Genomic DNA, 17583 nt, shown 5'->3' on the forward strand with positions numbered 1-17583 from the left:
ATCAATGAGAAACCTATGGTAGTTAATACGCTTATAATTGAAGATCACCCTATTATTGTAGAGGTAAATGAGATTGCACTAGATGAGATTTCAAAAGACAATCGTAATTATAACTTCGTAATACAAAAGGCAAAAAATGCTGATGAAGCCTTGAACATTATTAACGACCCGATTAATGACAATAAACTTAATTTAGTTTTTCTTGATATAAGAATTAATCCTTCAAAAGATGAAACCGTTTTGTCAGGGGAAGATTTAGGATTGCTCCTAAGAAATAAATTTGACAATATTAAAATTATTGTCATTACTTCTTTCAATAATAACTTTCGCTTAAATAGTATTTTAAACAATCTTGATCCTGACGGTTTAATGGTTAAAACAAATCTTACTTCTCAAAGTCTTAAAACAGCAATTGAAACTGTTTTAAAAGGAGAAACTTATTATTGTAACACTGTCTCTAAATTATTACGCACCTTAATTAAAAATGATATCGTTATAGACGATTTAGACAGAGGTATTCTATATCAATTATCTATTGGCACCAAAATGAAAGATATTCCAAAGATTCTTCCTTTGTCCATGGGTAGCGTTGAACATCGTAAAAGAAAACTCTATGAGGCTTTTAACCTTTCCTCAAGAAATGACAGAATGCTAATTCTTAAGGCCAAGGAAAAAGGGTTTATTTAATCATTCATAAAAAAGGGACATGTATTCACATATCCCTACAAGCCTTAACAGATCATTTAAGACTCTCCCTAATTGAGGACAATATTAATGAGATAGTTTGTTTACTAACTAAGGATATTCATTAATATAATTAAGGATATTCATTAATTGGAACGCAATAAAAAATGACTTAAAATTTATTTTTTTAGAATCATTCATGTGGCATATGAAATATATTATAAAGTATGCTAATACATACAATTAATTATAAAACAACCTTTTTCCATAAAAAAGGAATTGATTAATTTAGTCATCACCTAAAAATGAAACTAAAGTTCACATTTTGGTTGTTTTATAATTTCCCATATCATGATATCAATAAACACATTAATAATTGATGACCATCCACTAATTGTAGAAGCTACCAAAATTGCATTAAACCAATCAGAATCTTCTTCAAAAGATTTGAGTTTTAAAATTGAGGTAGCAACTACTTGTGACGGAGCTATTAATATCTTGGATAGGTATCCAAAAAATGAGACTTTAGATTTAGTTTTTTTAGACATAAGATTAAAACCATCAAAAGATGGTAATATATTATCTGGCGAAGATTTAGGTATTAGGATTAGAAATCAATTTGAAGATGTAAAAATAATTGTAATCACCTCTTTTAATGATAACTTAAGATTGAACTCCATCCTTAAAAATGTGGATCCTGATGCTTTAATGGTAAAAAATGACCTTACTCCAAAAAAATTTTTAAAAGCTATTGAATCTGTTTTGAATGATGAAACTTACTATTGTAAAACTTCGTCAAAGCTTATTCGCATACTATTAACTAATGATATCACTTTAGATGCCTATGACCGGAGAATTCTCTATGAATTATCTATAGGAACTAAAATGAACGAATTACCAAACCTATTACCCCTTTCTCTTGGTGGTATTGAAAATAGAAAAAGACGCTTGTTAGATATTTTTAATGTCTCATCCAGAGACGACAGACAACTTATACAAGGAGCTAAAGAAAAAGGGTTTATCTAAAAACAGATAAGTTTTTACCTTAATTTATTTAAGCCCTAACCTTACTTCTCTAATAAATATTACCATTAATTTAATTCCTCTTATTTAAGTAATCAGTTTTCAACTGTTCATTTTAAACAAATTAGAGTAATTAAATTATATTCATTTTGAAAGATTCATTATCCTATCTCGTAAATCAATTATTAATTAACAACAATATTAGTTTAGACAAAAAGGAGTTGGCATTTCAAATACAAAGCCATCCTTCGTATCCTAGCTTACATGCCGTAACTGGTGTGTTAGATCATTTTAATGTAGATAATTTAGCCTTAGATGTTCCTGATACTGAGGATACTTTAAAGCAGCTCCCAAAAGTGTTTTTAGCGCAAATACTACATAAAAATCAAAGTAAAGAGTTTGCCATAGTTAATAACAAAGGCCCTTATTATCAAATCACCACCTCTAAAAGTAAAAAGCAAAAACTTTCTGCTTCTGAGTTTTTAGACATGTTTACTGGTGTCATGGTCGCAGTAGAAAAAACTGATTTAGTTGAAGAGAAAAATAACTCAGCTAAAGTCATTAAAAACAGCTTAATAATAGTATCTTCATTAATAGTTTTAAGTTTGTTCTTTAGTGCCAAACCTAGTTTAATCTATATACTAATTTTTATATCTAGCATTTTAGGGCTATTTATTAGTGTTGCATTAAAAAAACAAGAACAAGGCATACAAAACATAATAGGAAATGCTTTCTGTTCGGGCGAATCAGAAAAAAAAGATTGCAATGCCGTTTTAACATCTAAGGGAGCTAACATATTCAATCTCTATAAACTAAGTGACCTATGTTTAATATTTTTCTCTGGACTATCCTTAAGTATGTTATTCACCTCAACGCTTAACATAAGTGCGTCGTTTACGTTTGCATTAATATTACTTTCTGTACCTATAACACTTTACTCTATTTACTATCAAGCTGTAATACTAAAAAAATGGTGTTTGCTTTGTATGAGTGTTGTGGCTATATTATGGATACAATCTGCGTTAATCGTTTTTAATGTGGATACAATTACGAGTGCCTCATGGTCTATTAGTGTTGTGCTTGTAAATAGCTTAGGTTTTTTATTGGCGTTAACCCTTTGGCATTTGTTAGCAAATAATTTAGACGAGTTTCAAGGGCTTAAAAAAGTAAAAATAGACCTCTTTAAATTTAAAAGAAACTTCAATATTTTTAACTCACTATTGCAGTCTTCCAAAACTATTGACACGACTATATATAATGCTTCTGAAATTGTTTTTGGAAATGCTGATTCATCATTAAACATAGTAATTGTTACAAGTCCTTTTTGTGGACATTGTAAACCTGTACATAGTGTAATAGAAGACATCCTTAAAAAACATTCAGATAGAGTAGCCATAAGCATTCGTTTTAACGCCAACACTGATTATCCTGAAAATAATCTTGTAAAAATAGCCAGCAGACTCATTGAAATTTATAACACCAACGGTGAAGCAGTTTGCTTAAGGGCGATGCACAGCATATACCAAGGGCAACAAACAGATGCATGGCTAGACGAGTTTGGAAATTGCAATAATATAGCATTGTTTTTCGAAGAACTTAAAAAGGAACAAGAATGGTGTACTAACAACAATTTAAACTTTACACCAGTAATTTTAATAAATGGCAAAACATATCCTAAGGAATATGACAGAGCTGATTTAATTTATTTTATAGAAGCACTTTATGAAGAAAATACCATTAGTACAGAAGAGCTAAAACTAACAACATAAAAAGAGCCTAGAATTAACTAGGCTCCAGAACATATCCTTTCGCGAAGGGCAGACACAAACTGTGAGTGTCTCTAAATGTTCACAGCAAATATATTATTTAAAAATTTTAATTATAAAACATTTGCAAAAATTAAAAGGTACTAAAACACTAAACAAAAAAGAACAACAAAGTATTAATGGTGGTTATGAGTCTGAAGGAAATTGGGCAACATTGTAACGAAGGAGAACCTGTTATAAATGCTCCTAATTGTGAGTCTGGGACTACTACTTGGGCTTGTACAAATTTAGGAGGATTCTCTGGCACCTGTGTTTGTGCTGGAGACGGATGTTAATTAATCATCAAATACTTAGTTGTTAAAAACAACTAAGTATTTTTATTTAAATTTAAAAATAAACAGTATTTCTTTTTACTAAAATAATGAAACATCTAGCTCTAAAAATATTTCTTTTAATATCTTATTTACTATTCACTTCTTGTAATAGCAAAGAATCTAAAAGCATAGAATTAACAGAAATAGAAAAAATTAATTCATCCAATACCATATACATAATAGGAACAACAGATGATGAGAAAGCATTTAAATATTTAAATGTTTTAGATCGCAAAAATTTTAATGGTGAAAATCATAAAGGTTTAATAAATAAATCAAATAAGGATTCAATAATCATTACATTAAATGGTATTGAAACACCCCAATTAATGGAAATAATGATGTTTGGAAATACACTTTTTAATACTTCAGCATTATTTACACCAGGGGATACTTTAAAAGTCTCTTTTAAAAATGGAAAATTATTTTTTGAGGGAAAAAACGCACCTCATTATAATTTTTATTCAGCTCTAGATAGTACACAAACACAATGGTCTAAAATAAAATATACTAATATTGTCGATTATAAAACAAATTGTGAGAAATTATATAGTAAAAGAACTCTCTTTTTTAAAAATTATATAAATCAATTTCCAAATGTTTCTAAAGAATTTATAAACCAAGTAGAAGCGGAATTAAAGTTTGAATATTTATATAATTTAATAGCCCCAAGATCCATAAGCAGTGGAATAACTGATAGTTATGTAAATGATATTAATGGTTTGGTTTCCACTATTGAAAATAACCCAAGTTCAATTGAAAAAAACATTATTAATCTTGATGATTACTTCGACAATGTCAAAATAAGCGACTTTAATAAACCGGAGTTCTTAAGTAATAATTATTTTAAAAGAAGCTTAGTTGCGTATATAAGACATTACTTTGCAAATCACGAATATTTAGATTATACAAAAGAAAATTTTGAAAAAGAGATAACTTATATTAAAGAAAATTTGGATCCTGAAATTGCTAAATTTGCTGTCGGCAAATTAATTTCTGATTATTTCAAAAAAGGATTTGGCCAAGACTTGACAAATACTTCTCACCTCAAAGACTTTATCAAAAATTATAAAAATGACTCTCTTAATCCAACTTATAAGAAAGCTATTACTGATATCGAAAATGATTTAGAATTATTTAATGTTGAAATACCAAGGGAATTAAAAACAGATACTTTACAGACCTTACAGAGAAATTCCATTGCAATCGAGAATGCTCTTAAAAAAAATAAAGAAAAAATCAAGATCATAGATTTTTGGGCTAGCTGGTGCAACCCTTGTATAAAGGACATAATTAATTCAAAGGACATTAAAGAAAATTTAGATAAATCATATGATATTGAATGGATTTATATTTCAATTGATTCTGACATAGACAAATGGATTAACAAATCATTTGAACTTAAATCTTATTTAACTAATAAAAAACAATATAGGGTATTTAACTCAACCAAATCAAAACTCCTTGAATATCTAAAGGTAAATAAAAATGGAATGATTTCAGTTCCTAAATATGTAATCCTAGACAAGGATAACAAAGTATTATTAAACAATGCTCCTAGACCATCAGATAGTCTTAATTTTAAAAAAGTAATCGAGAAAATAAAAAAAGAGCCTAGAATTAACTAGGCTCCAGAACATATCCTTTCGCGAAGGGCAGACACAAACTGTGAGTATCTCTAAATGATCAAGGCTTTTACAATTATTTAAAATTTTTAATTATGAAAAATTTATTAAACTTAGGAAAAGCTTTAACCAAAGCTCAACAAAAACAAATTAATGGAGGTTATGAAGCTGAATGTAGTGAAGAAGAACTATGCCCGACAGGGTATCTTTGCTATATCCCATCATATATTTGTAAATCTGAAAGCTGGTGTAACCAAAACACACAGCATTCAACAACATGGTCTTGCAATTAGACAAATCTAGTTAAAAAAGGAGAGTTTAGACTCTCCTTTTCTTTCATTTCTTACATTCAAGGCATCAAGTAATGTCTTACCTAAAAACATAATGCCATAACCAAACTTATAATGCACTACCACTACCCTAGGATTAAAATAAATAAGGCTTGCAAAGAGCAATATAATGGTTTTAATTGTTCTTTCCCCTTACATATTCAGCTAAATATTCTTAAATTGTCACATAGCAAAACCATTAGTTTCGTATTCATTAACCAACCAAACTGCTTTATTATGCAATCCTTAAAAATCCGCTTTCTAGTTTTAGCCTTTTTAGTTTCGTGTCAATCCTTTTTATTTGCCCAAGAAAAACACTATTACCAAACAGATTTTCTAATAGAAGAATTTCAAGCTAGAAGAACCAAAATATTTAACGAGATAGGAAACAATGCCATTGCACTTATACAAAGTGCGCCTAGTGTTGCTGGCTTTAAAGTGTTTAGACAAAGTAACACATTTTACTATTTATGTGGTCTTGAAGAAGGACACGCCTACTTATTATTAAATGGAAAAAATAGAAGCACCACACTATATTTACCTCATAGAGAAGAAGGCAGGGAAAAAAGTCAAGGCAAAATCCTATCGGTCGAAGACGCAGATTTAGTCAAAGAATTAACAGGTGTAGATCATGTTCGCGCAGTAGAGTTTCTTGGAAATGACTTAGTTGGAACAGGACTTATCAAAGGAAGTACACCAGTTCTATATACACCTTTTAGTCCAGCAGAAACAGGAAATGATAGTAGAGATGAGATATTACATGGTTATGCTCGAGCAGCGGCTGACCCTTGGGATTCGCAAACCACTCGAGAAGCTCGCTTTATTAAACTAATAAATGAACGGTTTCCTGAATTTAAAATCAAAGACTTATCGCCTCTTTTAGACTCCATGCGCTTAATAAAAAGCAAAAAAGAAATTGAGGTTATTAGAAAAGCAACAGAAATTGCTGGACTCGCAATTATAGAGGCTATGAGATCGACCAAACCAGGAGTTTACGAGTATCAATTAGATGCTGCAGCCAAATATGTGTTTTATCAACATGGTTCGCAAGGCGATGGTTATCCTGCTATTATTGGTGGTGGCACCAATGCCTTTATGGGACATTATTTTAGAAAAACCGATGTACTAAACGATGGCGATTTAGTGTTAATGGATTATGCTCCCGATTATCATAATTATACGAGCGATGTTACTAGAATTTGGCCTGTTAATGGAAAATTTAATAAAGCTCAAACAGCATTGTATGAATTTATCATAGAATATAGAGATGCCCTATTTAGATATATTAAACCAGGAACAACAGCTAATGACGTTTTAGATAAAGCTGCGGCAGACATGAAAAAATATTTAGTTGGAAAAACATTTGAAAAACCTGAGCATTTAAAAGCTGTAGAAAAAGGCATAGAGTTTAGAGGTCATTTTCAACATCCTGTTGGTATGGCAGTTCATGATGTTGGACGAGTTAGAGGCAATGTAGTATTACAACCTGGAATGGTTTTTACCATTGACCCAATGATATGGATTCCCGAAGAACGCTTATATATTCGCATTGAAGATGTTGCTGTTGTCACCGAAACAGGTGTTGAAAATCTAAGTGCATTTGTGCCAACAAAAATAAGTGATGTTGAAAAAACAATCAAAGAAAAAGGTCTAACCGAATTTAGACCTGCTAAATCACTACCACTAAAAAGAAACTAAGAGACTAGCTTTTTACTCAATTGCTCTATCATTGTTTTTGCTATAGCATCTAAATCAAATTTGTGCTGCCAATTCCAGTCGTTTCTCGCTTGAGTATCGTCAATAGAATTTGGCCATGAATCTGCTATTTTTTGTCTAAAATCAGGGTTGCTTGACAAGGTAAACTCTGGAATATACTTTTTTATACATTCGGTTAGTTGCTTTGGCGTAAAACTAATTGCTGCAAGGTTATATGATGATCTAATTTGTACATCTTTGGATTTAGCATTCATTAAACCAATAGTAGCGTTAATTGCATCGTCCATAAACATCATTGGCAATTCGGTATCTTCTTTTAAAAAACAGTTATAATGTTTTTCCGAAATTGCTTTATGAAAAATGTCTATCGCATAATCTGTGGTACCACCTCCAGGAAGCGTTTTCCAACTTATAATTCCAGGATATCTCACGCTACGTACATCTACTCCGTAATTCTTAAAATAGTATTCACACCAACGCTCACCTACCTGTTTAGTAATACCATATACTGTGGTTGGCTCCATTATTGTATATTGAGGCGTGTTTTTTTTAGGTGTGGTAGATCCAAATACAGCTATACTTGAAGGCCAAAAAACCTTTTTAATTATTTTTTCTTTCGCAAGATTCAGCACATTAAATAAAGACGTCATATTTAAATCCCAAGCTTTTTCAGGGTATTTTTCTCCTGTTGCGCTAAGCATTGCTGCCATTAAATATACTGTATCTACATCATGTTTTACAACATTATTTTTAATGGCAGCAAAATCTTTAGCATCAATAATTTCGAATGGTCCAGAGTTGACAACTTCTAAATTACTTTTAGAAATATCACTTGCAATTACATTGTCGATTCCTACTTCAGATCTTAGCTTAGCTGTTAGTTCAGAGCCTATTTGTCCGCAAGCGCCAATAATTAAAATTTTTGATGTCATTATTTAAGTTTAATCAAAATCAAAAATAATAAGTTTTTCAGCATAGTTTGAAAATAACAAGTAAAACTTTTTTACAATGCTGCTTTAACAATATATTTGTGTGATTATAAGTTTTATATGTATGTCTAAATTTAATCTAATAACCTCTCGCTTAGTTTTAGTTTTAATACTAAGTCTTAGTTTTCATTGTAAAGAACCAGACAACGACACAAAACAAGAGCAAGAAACTACAACCGAACTAGTAAAAATCACGCCACAAGATATTAACACAATAAATTATACCGAATTTGTACTTAGTAATTTAGCAAGAAAAAAAGTGAATGATTGGACAAAATTTAAAACCTTAGAAACTGAAATTGAAAATCTAAAAAGCGGCACACTTTCCTTTTTTAAAGATGACAAAGCTGTTTTACAAGGGTTTATTACTGATCTTAAAAATGAAGTTCCAGAATCTCTTAATAAACCATCTATTTTAGTCAGACTTTCTGTTTTAGAAACTGCCATGTATAAATTTGACGAAACAATAAACCTTCAAAGCTCAACCAAAGAAGCTATTCTTAAGGATATTGAAAGATTACTTTTGGCTCAAAATAATTTTATTTATCAAATAAATAAAGTCATTGAAAAAGCATCACAAAACATTATTAAGCCTTAATTATTATTATTTTTATGTTATAGTGTAACAAAAAAAGTTTTCAGGCTTCTAAATAATAAGTAAATTGTAAATAAATAAATACTATTCAAAATGAAAATCAATCAAATTAAATTGCTTTTTACAAGTATGTTTGTCTTAATTGGACTTAATGCATGCAAAGAGGATTCAAAAAATGACACTGCTGAAGCAGAAAAAATTCCTGGAATTATTCTTGAAAATATGGATACTTCCGTAAGCCCTAAAGATGATTTTTACAATTACGTAAACGGTAATTGGATGAAAACTAACACCATCCCAGACGATAGAACTCGTTGGGGAGGATTTGGAGTATTAAGAAAATCTACCGACGAAGATGTACTTAACATTATTAAAACATCAAAAGAATTAGGAAAGTACTCTGAGGGAAGTGACCAAAAAAAGGCTTTATTAATTTTTGAAAGTGAGTTAGATACTGTTGCCAGAAATGAAGCTGGAATTAAACCATTAATGCCTCTACTAGATGCAATAAACAGCATTAACAATTTAAAGGACATGCAAACCATTTACGCCAGTACATTAGGCGTTGGAGCTCCTTTTGCTGGTCTTGGTGCAAATCCAGACATGAATAATAGCAGTATGAATGTGGCTTGGGTATTCCCTGGAGGTCTAGGTTTACAACGTGAATACTATCTATTACAGGATACAAAGTCTAAAGAAACTCGCGACGAATATGTAAATTTTGTTGCAAAAATGTTTCAATATATAGATTATAACGAAAGTAAAGCAAAAGCCACTGCTAGCAAAATTTTAGAATTAGAAACACAATTGGCTGAGCCAAGATTGGACAAAGTAGCTATGAGGGATGCTAGAAATTATAATAATCCAATGACAGTAGCTGAACTACAAGAACTAACTCCTGCTATTGACTGGAATAAATTTATAGTAGATATGGGTATCACCAAAACTTTATCTAAAGTTAATGTGATGCAACCTGAATATATGAAAGCTCTAAATGCATTTTTAACATCAACTTCTATTGAGGATATCAAAACATTAATGACGTGGAATACACTTAGATCCAATTCTGGATATTTAACAACAGATATGGGAAAAACCAATTGGGAATTTTATGCACAATACTTAAGTGGTGCAAAAAAAATGAGACCAGCAGAAGAAAGAGCTTTACAAACAGTTAATGGCTCAGTTGGTGAAGCTATTGGGCAATTATACGTTGAAGCAAAGTTTCCGCCAGAGGCCAAAGAAAAAGCTGAGAAAATGATTGCTGATGTAATTACAGCGTTTCAAAATAGAATTAAAAAGTTAGATTGGATGAGTGAAGACACAAAAACCAAAGCCATTGAAAAGCTAGATAAGTTTACAGTAAAAATTGCTTATCCTGACGAATGGGAAGACTATTCAGAAATGATGGTAAAAGAGGGTAATAGTTATGCCGAAAATATGATGGCTGTTGGTAAATGGGCAACGGATAAAAATTTATCTGAAATAGATGAGCCTGTGGACAAAACACAATGGGGAATGTCTCCGCAAACAGTAAATGCTTATTTTAACCCATTAAATAACGAAATTGTATTTCCAGCAGCTATATTACAACCTCCTTTTTACAACTATACAGCAGATGATGCTGTGAATTATGGTGGTATTGGCGCTGTAATTGGACACGAGATTTCACATGCTTTTGATGATTCTGGATCAAGATTTGATGGCGATGGTAATTTAAAAAATTGGTGGACAGATACAGACCTAGAAGAGTTTACTAAAAGAGGTAATGCTTTAGCGGAACAATATAGTGCTATTGAAGTTATGGATAGCGTTTTTATAAACGGTAAATTCACTCTAGGAGAAAATATTGGTGATTTAGGAGGTTTACTTGGAGCTTACGATGGCTTACAATTAAACTTCGAAAGAAACGGTCGTCCAGAAAACATTGATGGCTTTACACCTGAACAACGTTTCTTTATGAGTTGGGCAACTGTATGGAGAACATTAATTAGACAAGATGCCTTAAGAACACAGGTTAAAACAGATACTCATTCTCCTGGATTATACAGAGCAATACAACCTTTAAAGAATATTGATGCTTTCTATGAAGCGTTCGATATTAAAGAAGGTGATAAAATGTATTTAGCTCCAGAAAAGAGAGTTCGTATTTGGTAATTATACCAACAATCAATAATAAAAAAGCAGCTCAATGAGCTGCTTTTTTGTTATCTAAACTTTGGAGGTTTTAGTTATCTTTTTTAGTTGCTTGAGCAGGAGCAGGAGGATTTTTTCTAGCCTCTAATGCTTGCTTACCTACTAATGCAATATTAAAATTAGGAGCTAAAGCTATAGCCTCATCTAAAATGGCAATAGCACCATCTAAATCATTTTGATTAAGTTTAAATTTAGCAAGACCTTTTAAATATGTAAATGCAGCTTTAGCTGGCACTTGGTAAGGTCTTTGAGAGTCGTAATAAGTACGTACTTCATCGTCTTTAGAATTTGCAAGACCATACTCTATATTAGCAGTGGCTCCAGCAATATCATTTATTTGAATTTTAAGATCTGCCATTTCATAAGCTATCATAATATTTGGCGTTCTTTTAAACAATTCTTCAAAATGTACAAGAGCTTGCTCTGGTTGGTTTATAGCTTGTAAACTTACTGCCTTAACTTCAACAGCCATATTAGAATCGTTTACATTTGTATCAATTCCAATAGTGTTTAAAGCCTGCATATGCTTTCCTCCATTCATATACAATACAGCTAGAGTATCAATTCTAGCTTGGTTAGGTGCTAATACATTTAAATGTGTTAACGCGTTAATTACACCTTGCATATCTCCTTGTTTCTTCATTTGTGCATAATATGCTTCATAATGCTTTAGCAACTCAGAATTACTTTGAGCAGTAGCCTGAAATGTAATTGCTAATAATAAAATTCCTATAACTTTTTTCATTTGTAATTATTTAAGGGTTCAAAACTAAACAATTAAGTGAAACAATAGGTATGCCAAAGACTAAATTTTAGTTAATGTCTATAGTTTTAGTAACAATTATGGCATCATTTAAAATGAATGGTTTTGGAATCATTTCCTTAGTTCTTTTTGGAATTGTAAACAGCTCATTTGTCAATAAATCAAAAGATGACTCATAGAGTTGTATTTGGGTTTTTTGATTTTTTGGAACAGTGAAATCAAGGTGTAACGAGTCATTATCAGACACGAAATAACTAAAGAGCCTATTGCCCCTTCTCATTTCAAAGGCAAAGCCATCTGCAGTTTCTTTATATGCTTCAACACCATTTACTTTAAAGTCTTTAAACTTAACTTCACTTTTAGCATATAAATCAAATTTATTAATGCTTCTTTGTTGAACAATAGACATTTCAATATGTCTTAAATCACCTATGATAGTGTCTTTACTTATGGTAACTTTTGAATCTGGAATGTGTTTTATAGTTGCCTCGGCTGTATAAGTAAATCTTGAATTATATTTGCTACTAAAGGTGTTTTCGTTTGAATTCACATCAGTTTCTTCCGTTATAAAGTTTTTAGTCCAAGTGTCTAGCATACTATCATAAGTTGCCCAATTTGCAGTATTGTTATCAGCATTTAAAACATACACTAAGCTATTTGGCTTTGGTTGTTCTTCATTAAATGATGCGTTAAAATGTGCCACAATTAGTACTATTAATGCTACCATAAACGAAATTCTTGACCATCGTTTTTTATGATTTAAAAACCCTAAAACTGGCAACAAAAGTCCAAATATTAAAGCTCCTAATGCTCCTACCGAGATTAGCATTTTTAAACCTAAGCCTACAGGGAACATCTTAATAAATGGCGTAAAAATTAACAACAAAGGGAAACATAAAAGTGCTAATAAATAGAGGTTTGGCTCATTCTGTTTTATTGTAACATACAAGGCAATTAGCGCAAAAAACACTGGTACAATAAAAAAACTTGCTCCTTTTAAGTACATAGCCACGAACAAGCAAACTACTAACCAAATAGTTATTGGTGCAATTAATGTGTTAGCAACACTCTCTTGCTTAAACTTATTATAAGCCCAAAAACACAAACTTAATGTTACAAAAGCAAAAGCTAATATATAAGTATAACCATTATAGGTAAACCCATGGAGCATTTCACTGTACTCTGGATATAACACAAGCATTAACTCCCAAAGTAAATAACAAACTAAAACACTAGTGATTAATGCCACTAAAAAGGGCACAAACCCTTTAAGCATTAGCTTAACATTAAGTCGTTCTTTTTTAATTCCGTAAGCAATTAGCCCTCCAAAAAGAACCAACGCGAGAATCAACATTGGCCAAATCCAAGAAAAAGGATACATTACCACTTTAAATAGTGGCACGTTAAAATAGATGTAATCCACATCTGTTTTTAGGTTGCTTAAGTCGGCTTCAGAAAAGTAACTTAGTAAAGGCATTAAATAAGACGCTTGATGCTCTAAAGTATTTCTATCCAATCGCTCATAATTATCCATATAAGTATGGTAATCGAAATGATCACCGATAAAAGCAAAATTGAATCCTTCAATATCGCCATCTTCTCTAAACACAGTTAAATCAGTATCGTTTGGCAGCATTTTATAAATACTATAGGCTAATGAATTTGCCACAGGATATTGAGGATTAGCCTCAACAAAACCTTTCATCAAATTAGCATTCCCAGCATTGGTTTCCATAAGCATATAGCTTGGACCACCACTACCTCTAGCTTCAAAATTTAATACCAAACCAACATCTTTTGCCCAAGGATGTCGGTTTACAAAAATATCTGCGCCATTAAGTCCTAATTCTTCGGCATCAGTTATTACAATAATAATGTCGTTCTTGGGTTGAGTTCCATTGGCTAAAAAAGCTCTAACACCTTCTAATATTGTTACCACTCCTGATCCTGCATCACTGGCTCCTAAAGAAGCTTGAGGTGCACTATCATAATGTGACAATAGCAGCAATGCTTTTGAATTATTACTACCCTCTATTTTGGCTATAATATTTTTAGGTTTTGATAAATTCCCCCAGTCTCGCAAAGAATAGCCTTCTTGTATTTTAGCTTTTAACCCAAGTTGATTAAGCTCATTAACAATATAGTTTCTAACATTTTCATGCTCTTCACTACCTACAAAATGCGGTGCTTTAGTGAGTTCTTTTAAATGAACTAAAGCTCTTTGGGTTGAAAATTGGTTTTCATCAGTGTTTAAATTGGATATGCTTTGGGGCATCATTGCTAAAAAACTCCAATAAACAGCTACAATTAGTAATAATAGTGAAATTGCTTTTTTAATCATTTTGGAAAAATTACCGGTTTGTATAAAAGTAGTAAAAATTCCATTTAGCATAAGTCACTAAAATTTAGTAAATTAAAGCTCAACTGTTAAATTAAATATCATGGCAATTAAAAGTTTTCAAGGCTCTAGACGAGATCAACAAAATACTATTGACACAGCACACATTACAGTTAAAGACTACATGACCACAAACTTAATTACGTTTAAGCCTAATCAATCTATAGAGGAAGTGATAGACACACTCATAAAATATAAGATTTCAGGTGGTCCTGTTGTTAATGATAACAATGAGTTAATTGGTATTATATCTGAAGGTGATTGTATTAAACAAATAAGTAAAAGTCGCTATTATAATATGCCTTTAGAAAGTAGCACTGTAGAAAACCACATGATAAAAGATGTAGAAACTATTGATGGTAACATGAATGTATTTGATGCAGCTAATAAGTTTTTAGAATCTAAACGACGACGATTTCCTATTGTAGAAAACGGAAAATTAGTTGGTCAAATTAGTCAAAAAGATATTTTAAAAGCAGCCATTAAACTTAAAGGTCATAACTGGAAATAAACTAAAATCTATCTTTTCGTTTATTTTCTATTGGTAAGTCGGTAATTAGTAATTTATCTTTTTCAGTACTTACCAATTCTGCAATTTTAGAATAAGGGTATTCTGGAATTGACTCACTTAATGTTTTCCATTTAGCAATTCCTGCAACAGTTATTTTCTCGCCAATTTCAATTACACCCTCTTTATAACGAAGCGACTTATTAAAACCTAAAAAGCTGACTGGATCAATATTATATTGTTTTAACAGAGATTCGAATTCTGGTGTTGGATCATTAAAAGCTCCTGATGATGTTTTTACATCTTTTACTAAATAACTTTTATAGTTTTTTGGTGATTGCGTTGGTCTAACTATAACATAATCACCACGATTCTCGATAAAAAACTCCTGCGTTTTTTCTTCATCTATTACTGTTTTCCAATGCGAGCTTTTACCTGTACTAACACGCTTTTCAATTTTAATGGTGTAAAACACGCATTTCCTTCCGCTTAATGGTGCAATTAAGGGGACTTTAACGTGTAAGGCTTTCCCACTTACTTTTGCAAGCTCATTGGTTTTTATGCCTCCTGTAGATTTAAAAGGTATTTTAGACAGTTTTCTTAAAACAACTTGTTTTATTGAGAAATAATGAGATAGAAAAATTACAGCTCCAATAACTACTATTAGTATTGGAAGGATAATTATTAAGTCGTTTTTTGCAAGAAGTATCATAGTAATGGTATGGCGTGTAACATATTAGTATATGACTTCACGTTAATGTTACAAATTCTAAGAATCGCGCTTTACTAAGGCATAGTACTCATTCTCCAAAGGCAAATAGCCTTGATCGTACACGAAATAGTAAATAGCTCCAGCTTTGGTTGTATAAATACTCGTAAAATAATTAAAATCGAATCCTTTTTCTATCAATTTGCCTCTAGACGTTTTTGTTTTTTGTTCAGGGTTTAGCTCTTCAAGAATTCTGTAGTTTTTACGTAATCGATTGTTCGTGTTTCGTATTAAATTTTTACTGTCCTTATTAACCCTATTGTTATAAGAATTTCTGCATGCATCACTACAAAATTTTTTATCAATGCGACCCACTATTTTGTCGCCACATTCTGGACATTCTCTTTTCATTATCTACATAGTTTAATTTATCATTTTTGAAGCTAGCTCTTTAAATAATTTATAAGCAACCATGGCAGTTACATTATTTATATCTCGTTTTGGGTTTAGCTCTACAATATCTGCTCCTACAATTGGTACATTTATATTTTGAATAATATTTAGCAACTGTCTGGTAGTCATTCCTCCAGGCTCATGATGAGAAATTCCCGGGGCAAATGCTGGATCAAGCACATCAATATCCAATGAAATGTATAAAGGTGATTCTAGCGAATTGATGAAATCTGTATTAAAATCTTTCATTTCAATAATTTTCACCCCAAAACGTTTTGCTTGTTCTCTTTGATGTGTATTAAACGTTCTAATTCCTACTTGAGTTAAGGAATTAATACAACCTCTTTCCATGAGTCTTGCAAAAGGAGACGCATGTGAGTATGGATTATTTTCAAAATTATCATACAAATCGGCATGCGCATCTAAATGCAACACATTAAGGTTTTGATGTTTTTTAGAAAACGCTTCAATCACAGGAAATGAAATAGAATGGTCGCCACCTAAACTAATAATTTTACTTCCATCCTTTAATTCATTACTTATAGTTTCTTTTATTTTATTATAAGCAAAAGCAGCATCCGTTTTAGTAAATGCTATATCGCCACAATCTTTGTAGTTTACATTTTCAATAATTTCTTTTCCTTGTTCACAAAATTTGTTTGCTGAACCTTCTTCATCCATCAGCCTGATGTGCTCTGGTGCTAAAGCAGAACCTTTTTTATAAGAAGAATTAGCGTCGTAAGGAATTCCTATTAGTCTTAACATTTTTAACTGAGATGTAATTTACTCAGTAAATAGGCATCTATATACAAAGAGGGACAAGATGCTTTAATCCGATTCTCTTTGGTTAAACATTAAACAAATCTCTAAACAAACCAATAACAAGTCCAAAAAATACTACCAACACTAGAATAGCAGCGACTATAAAAAGTAATGGAAATAAGAATTTATTAGCACAGCCCTCAAAGGGTGCTTGATGCATACCTTGTTCTTTTTGCGTCTTATTCATTTAGTTAAATGTAAATTTAGATAAATTTGCTTGATTAGAAGTTATGGAAGAAAAAGAACCAAAGAATTACGCAGACCATGTAATAGTAGCACTTATTATAGTTGCTATAATATCTTGTTTAATGGTGGTTTTTAAGATTAGTTGATTTTGTCGTTTAATATTTTTTGGAAAGTATATTTTTTTCGACTTACTTCATTTGTATAATATAAGATGTTACTTTTCTTAAATGCTTTTTCGTAAAATGAATTACTCTTTAAGTAAGGCTCAATACTTCGCATTTTTCTTAATAGCTCTGATAAATTTGTAGCAACAAATAACACTTTGTTTTCGCTTACAGACACGTAAAATTTAGAAATTCTTTTATTCATGTTTACGATTAAAGCACTTTATTCGTATTTTTATCAAATATATGAATTAAATTTCTTAACTTTGTTATATGAAAAAAC

18 protein-coding genes are annotated in these 17583 nt (G+C 31.2%); 10 read left to right on the plus strand and 8 right to left on the minus strand.

The genetic code is table 11. The annotated features are described in order from the left end of the window. The first annotated feature begins 15 nt into the window (after positions 1 to 15). From E5167_RS00120 to E5167_RS00145, 7 genes are all read left to right on the plus strand, one after another. The gene (locus tag E5167_RS00120) at positions 16 to 687 is read left to right on the plus strand and encodes a response regulator (protein WP_136839786.1); all 672 of its coding nucleotides are present in this window, start codon (positions 16 to 18) and stop codon (positions 685 to 687) included. Positions 688 to 1035: 348 nt separating this feature from the next. Continuing rightward, positions 1036 to 1710, plus strand: coding sequence for a response regulator (locus E5167_RS00125; protein ID WP_136839788.1), 675 nt, complete (start codon positions 1036 to 1038; stop codon positions 1708 to 1710). Between the two features lie 146 nt (positions 1711 to 1856). Beyond that, a complete protein-coding gene (locus E5167_RS00130; RefSeq protein WP_136839790.1) occupies positions 1857 to 3476 on the plus strand; it encodes a vitamin K epoxide reductase family protein in 1620 nt (539 codons plus the stop codon). 185 nt (positions 3477 to 3661) lie between these two features. After that, complete coding sequence (locus E5167_RS15335; protein WP_169301339.1) at positions 3662 to 3808, plus strand: hypothetical protein; 147 nt, start codon at positions 3662 to 3664, stop codon at positions 3806 to 3808. An 86-nt stretch (positions 3809 to 3894) separates the two neighbouring features. Next, positions 3895 to 5475 (plus strand): TlpA family protein disulfide reductase, encoded by a 1581-nt coding sequence (locus E5167_RS00135; RefSeq protein ID WP_136839792.1) that lies wholly within the window; start codon positions 3895 to 3897, stop codon positions 5473 to 5475. Between the two features lie 92 nt (positions 5476 to 5567). After that, a complete protein-coding gene (locus tag E5167_RS00140; protein WP_136839794.1) occupies positions 5568 to 5765 on the plus strand; it encodes a hypothetical protein in 198 nt (65 codons plus the stop codon). Between the two features lie 273 nt (positions 5766 to 6038). Further along, complete coding sequence (locus tag E5167_RS00145; RefSeq protein ID WP_169301340.1) at positions 6039 to 7499, plus strand: M24 family metallopeptidase; 1461 nt, start codon at positions 6039 to 6041, stop codon at positions 7497 to 7499. Here E5167_RS00145 and E5167_RS00150 read toward each other — a convergent pair. Next, positions 7496 to 8449, minus strand: coding sequence for an NAD-dependent epimerase/dehydratase family protein (locus E5167_RS00150; RefSeq protein ID WP_136839799.1), 954 nt, complete (start codon positions 8447 to 8449; stop codon positions 7496 to 7498). The two genes, E5167_RS00145 and E5167_RS00150, sit on opposite strands and share 4 nt — an antisense overlap. A gap of 121 nt (positions 8450 to 8570) precedes the next feature. Here E5167_RS00150 and E5167_RS00155 point away from each other — a divergent pair, with 121 nt between their 5' ends. Both E5167_RS00155 and E5167_RS00160 read left to right on the plus strand, forming a co-directional pair. Beyond that, positions 8571 to 9104 carry a hypothetical protein gene (locus E5167_RS00155; RefSeq protein WP_136839801.1) on the plus strand — a complete coding sequence of 178 codons (534 nt, stop codon included), beginning with the start codon at positions 8571 to 8573 and terminating at the stop codon, positions 9102 to 9104. A gap of 90 nt (positions 9105 to 9194) precedes the next feature. Next, positions 9195 to 11258, plus strand: coding sequence for a M13 family metallopeptidase (locus E5167_RS00160; RefSeq protein ID WP_136839804.1), 2064 nt, complete (start codon positions 9195 to 9197; stop codon positions 11256 to 11258). A 70-nt stretch (positions 11259 to 11328) separates the two neighbouring features. Here E5167_RS00160 and E5167_RS00165 read toward each other — a convergent pair whose 3' ends face one another. Then, on the minus strand, positions 11329 to 12042 hold the full coding sequence (locus E5167_RS00165) for a tetratricopeptide repeat protein (protein ID WP_136839806.1): 714 nt from the start codon (positions 12040 to 12042) through the stop codon (positions 11329 to 11331). Between the two features lie 67 nt (positions 12043 to 12109). Further along, on the minus strand, positions 12110 to 14401 hold the full coding sequence (locus tag E5167_RS00170) for a M28 family peptidase (RefSeq protein ID WP_136839810.1): 2292 nt from the start codon (positions 14399 to 14401) through the stop codon (positions 12110 to 12112). Positions 14402 to 14501: 100 nt separating this feature from the next. Here E5167_RS00170 and E5167_RS00175 point away from each other — a divergent pair, with 100 nt between their 5' ends. Beyond that, on the plus strand, positions 14502 to 14969 hold the full coding sequence (locus E5167_RS00175; protein WP_136839813.1) for a CBS domain-containing protein: 468 nt from the start codon (positions 14502 to 14504) through the stop codon (positions 14967 to 14969). 1 nt (position 14970) lies between these two features. On the opposite strand, the gene E5167_RS00180 is transcribed toward E5167_RS00175, so the two are convergent. The 5 genes from E5167_RS00180 to E5167_RS00195 form a co-directional block, all read right to left on the minus strand. Next, positions 14971 to 15678, minus strand: coding sequence for a GIDE domain-containing protein (locus E5167_RS00180; RefSeq protein WP_136839815.1), 708 nt, complete (start codon positions 15676 to 15678; stop codon positions 14971 to 14973). A gap of 57 nt (positions 15679 to 15735) precedes the next feature. Beyond that, on the minus strand, positions 15736 to 16086 hold the full coding sequence (locus E5167_RS00185; RefSeq protein WP_136839818.1) for a hypothetical protein: 351 nt from the start codon (positions 16084 to 16086) through the stop codon (positions 15736 to 15738). A 12-nt stretch (positions 16087 to 16098) separates the two neighbouring features. After that, positions 16099 to 16893, minus strand: coding sequence for an agmatinase (gene speB / locus E5167_RS00190; protein ID WP_136839820.1), 795 nt, complete (start codon positions 16891 to 16893; stop codon positions 16099 to 16101). A gap of 82 nt (positions 16894 to 16975) precedes the next feature. Continuing rightward, a complete protein-coding gene (locus E5167_RS15340; RefSeq protein ID WP_169301341.1) occupies positions 16976 to 17137 on the minus strand; it encodes a hypothetical protein in 162 nt (53 codons plus the stop codon). A gap of 137 nt (positions 17138 to 17274) precedes the next feature. After that, positions 17275 to 17505, minus strand: a complete 231-nt coding sequence (locus E5167_RS00195) for a hypothetical protein (protein ID WP_136839822.1) — start codon at positions 17503 to 17505, stop codon at positions 17275 to 17277. Positions 17506 to 17583 lie beyond the last annotated feature (78 nt).

Source organism: Pontimicrobium aquaticum, from assembly GCF_005047595.1.
Lineage (GTDB): Bacteria > Bacteroidota > Bacteroidia > Flavobacteriales > Flavobacteriaceae > Pontimicrobium > Pontimicrobium aquaticum.

What these genes read in the sequence shown, in the direction of transcription:
- E5167_RS00120 (WP_136839786.1), top strand. Translation starts at nt 16, where the DNA reads ATGGTAGTTAATACGCTTATAATTGAAGATCACCCTATTATTGTAGAG.
- E5167_RS00125 (WP_136839788.1), top strand. Translation starts at nt 1,036, where the DNA reads ATGATATCAATAAACACATTAATAATTGATGACCATCCACTAATTGTA.
- E5167_RS15335 (WP_169301339.1), top strand. Translation starts at nt 3,662, where the DNA reads ATGAGTCTGAAGGAAATTGGGCAACATTGTAACGAAGGAGAACCTGTT.
- E5167_RS00135 (WP_136839792.1), top strand. Translation starts at nt 3,895, where the DNA reads ATGAAACATCTAGCTCTAAAAATATTTCTTTTAATATCTTATTTACTA.
- E5167_RS00140 (WP_136839794.1), top strand. Translation starts at nt 5,568, where the DNA reads ATGAAAAATTTATTAAACTTAGGAAAAGCTTTAACCAAAGCTCAACAA.
- E5167_RS00145 (WP_169301340.1), top strand. Translation starts at nt 6,039, where the DNA reads ATGCAATCCTTAAAAATCCGCTTTCTAGTTTTAGCCTTTTTAGTTTCG.
- E5167_RS00150 (WP_136839799.1), bottom strand. Translation starts at nt 8,449, where the DNA reads ATGACATCAAAAATTTTAATTATTGGCGCTTGCGGACAAATAGGCTCT.
- E5167_RS00155 (WP_136839801.1), top strand. Translation starts at nt 8,571, where the DNA reads ATGTCTAAATTTAATCTAATAACCTCTCGCTTAGTTTTAGTTTTAATA.
- E5167_RS00160 (WP_136839804.1), top strand. Translation starts at nt 9,195, where the DNA reads ATGAAAATCAATCAAATTAAATTGCTTTTTACAAGTATGTTTGTCTTA.
- E5167_RS00165 (WP_136839806.1), bottom strand. Translation starts at nt 12,042, where the DNA reads ATGAAAAAAGTTATAGGAATTTTATTATTAGCAATTACATTTCAGGCT.
- E5167_RS00170 (WP_136839810.1), bottom strand. Translation starts at nt 14,401, where the DNA reads ATGATTAAAAAAGCAATTTCACTATTATTACTAATTGTAGCTGTTTAT.
- E5167_RS00175 (WP_136839813.1), top strand. Translation starts at nt 14,502, where the DNA reads ATGGCAATTAAAAGTTTTCAAGGCTCTAGACGAGATCAACAAAATACT.
- E5167_RS00180 (WP_136839815.1), bottom strand. Translation starts at nt 15,678, where the DNA reads ATGATACTTCTTGCAAAAAACGACTTAATAATTATCCTTCCAATACTA.
- E5167_RS00185 (WP_136839818.1), bottom strand. Translation starts at nt 16,086, where the DNA reads ATGAAAAGAGAATGTCCAGAATGTGGCGACAAAATAGTGGGTCGCATT.
- speB (WP_136839820.1), bottom strand. Translation starts at nt 16,893, where the DNA reads ATGTTAAGACTAATAGGAATTCCTTACGACGCTAATTCTTCTTATAAA.
- E5167_RS15340 (WP_169301341.1), bottom strand. Translation starts at nt 17,137, where the DNA reads ATGAATAAGACGCAAAAAGAACAAGGTATGCATCAAGCACCCTTTGAG.
- E5167_RS00195 (WP_136839822.1), bottom strand. Translation starts at nt 17,505, where the DNA reads ATGAATAAAAGAATTTCTAAATTTTACGTGTCTGTAAGCGAAAACAAA.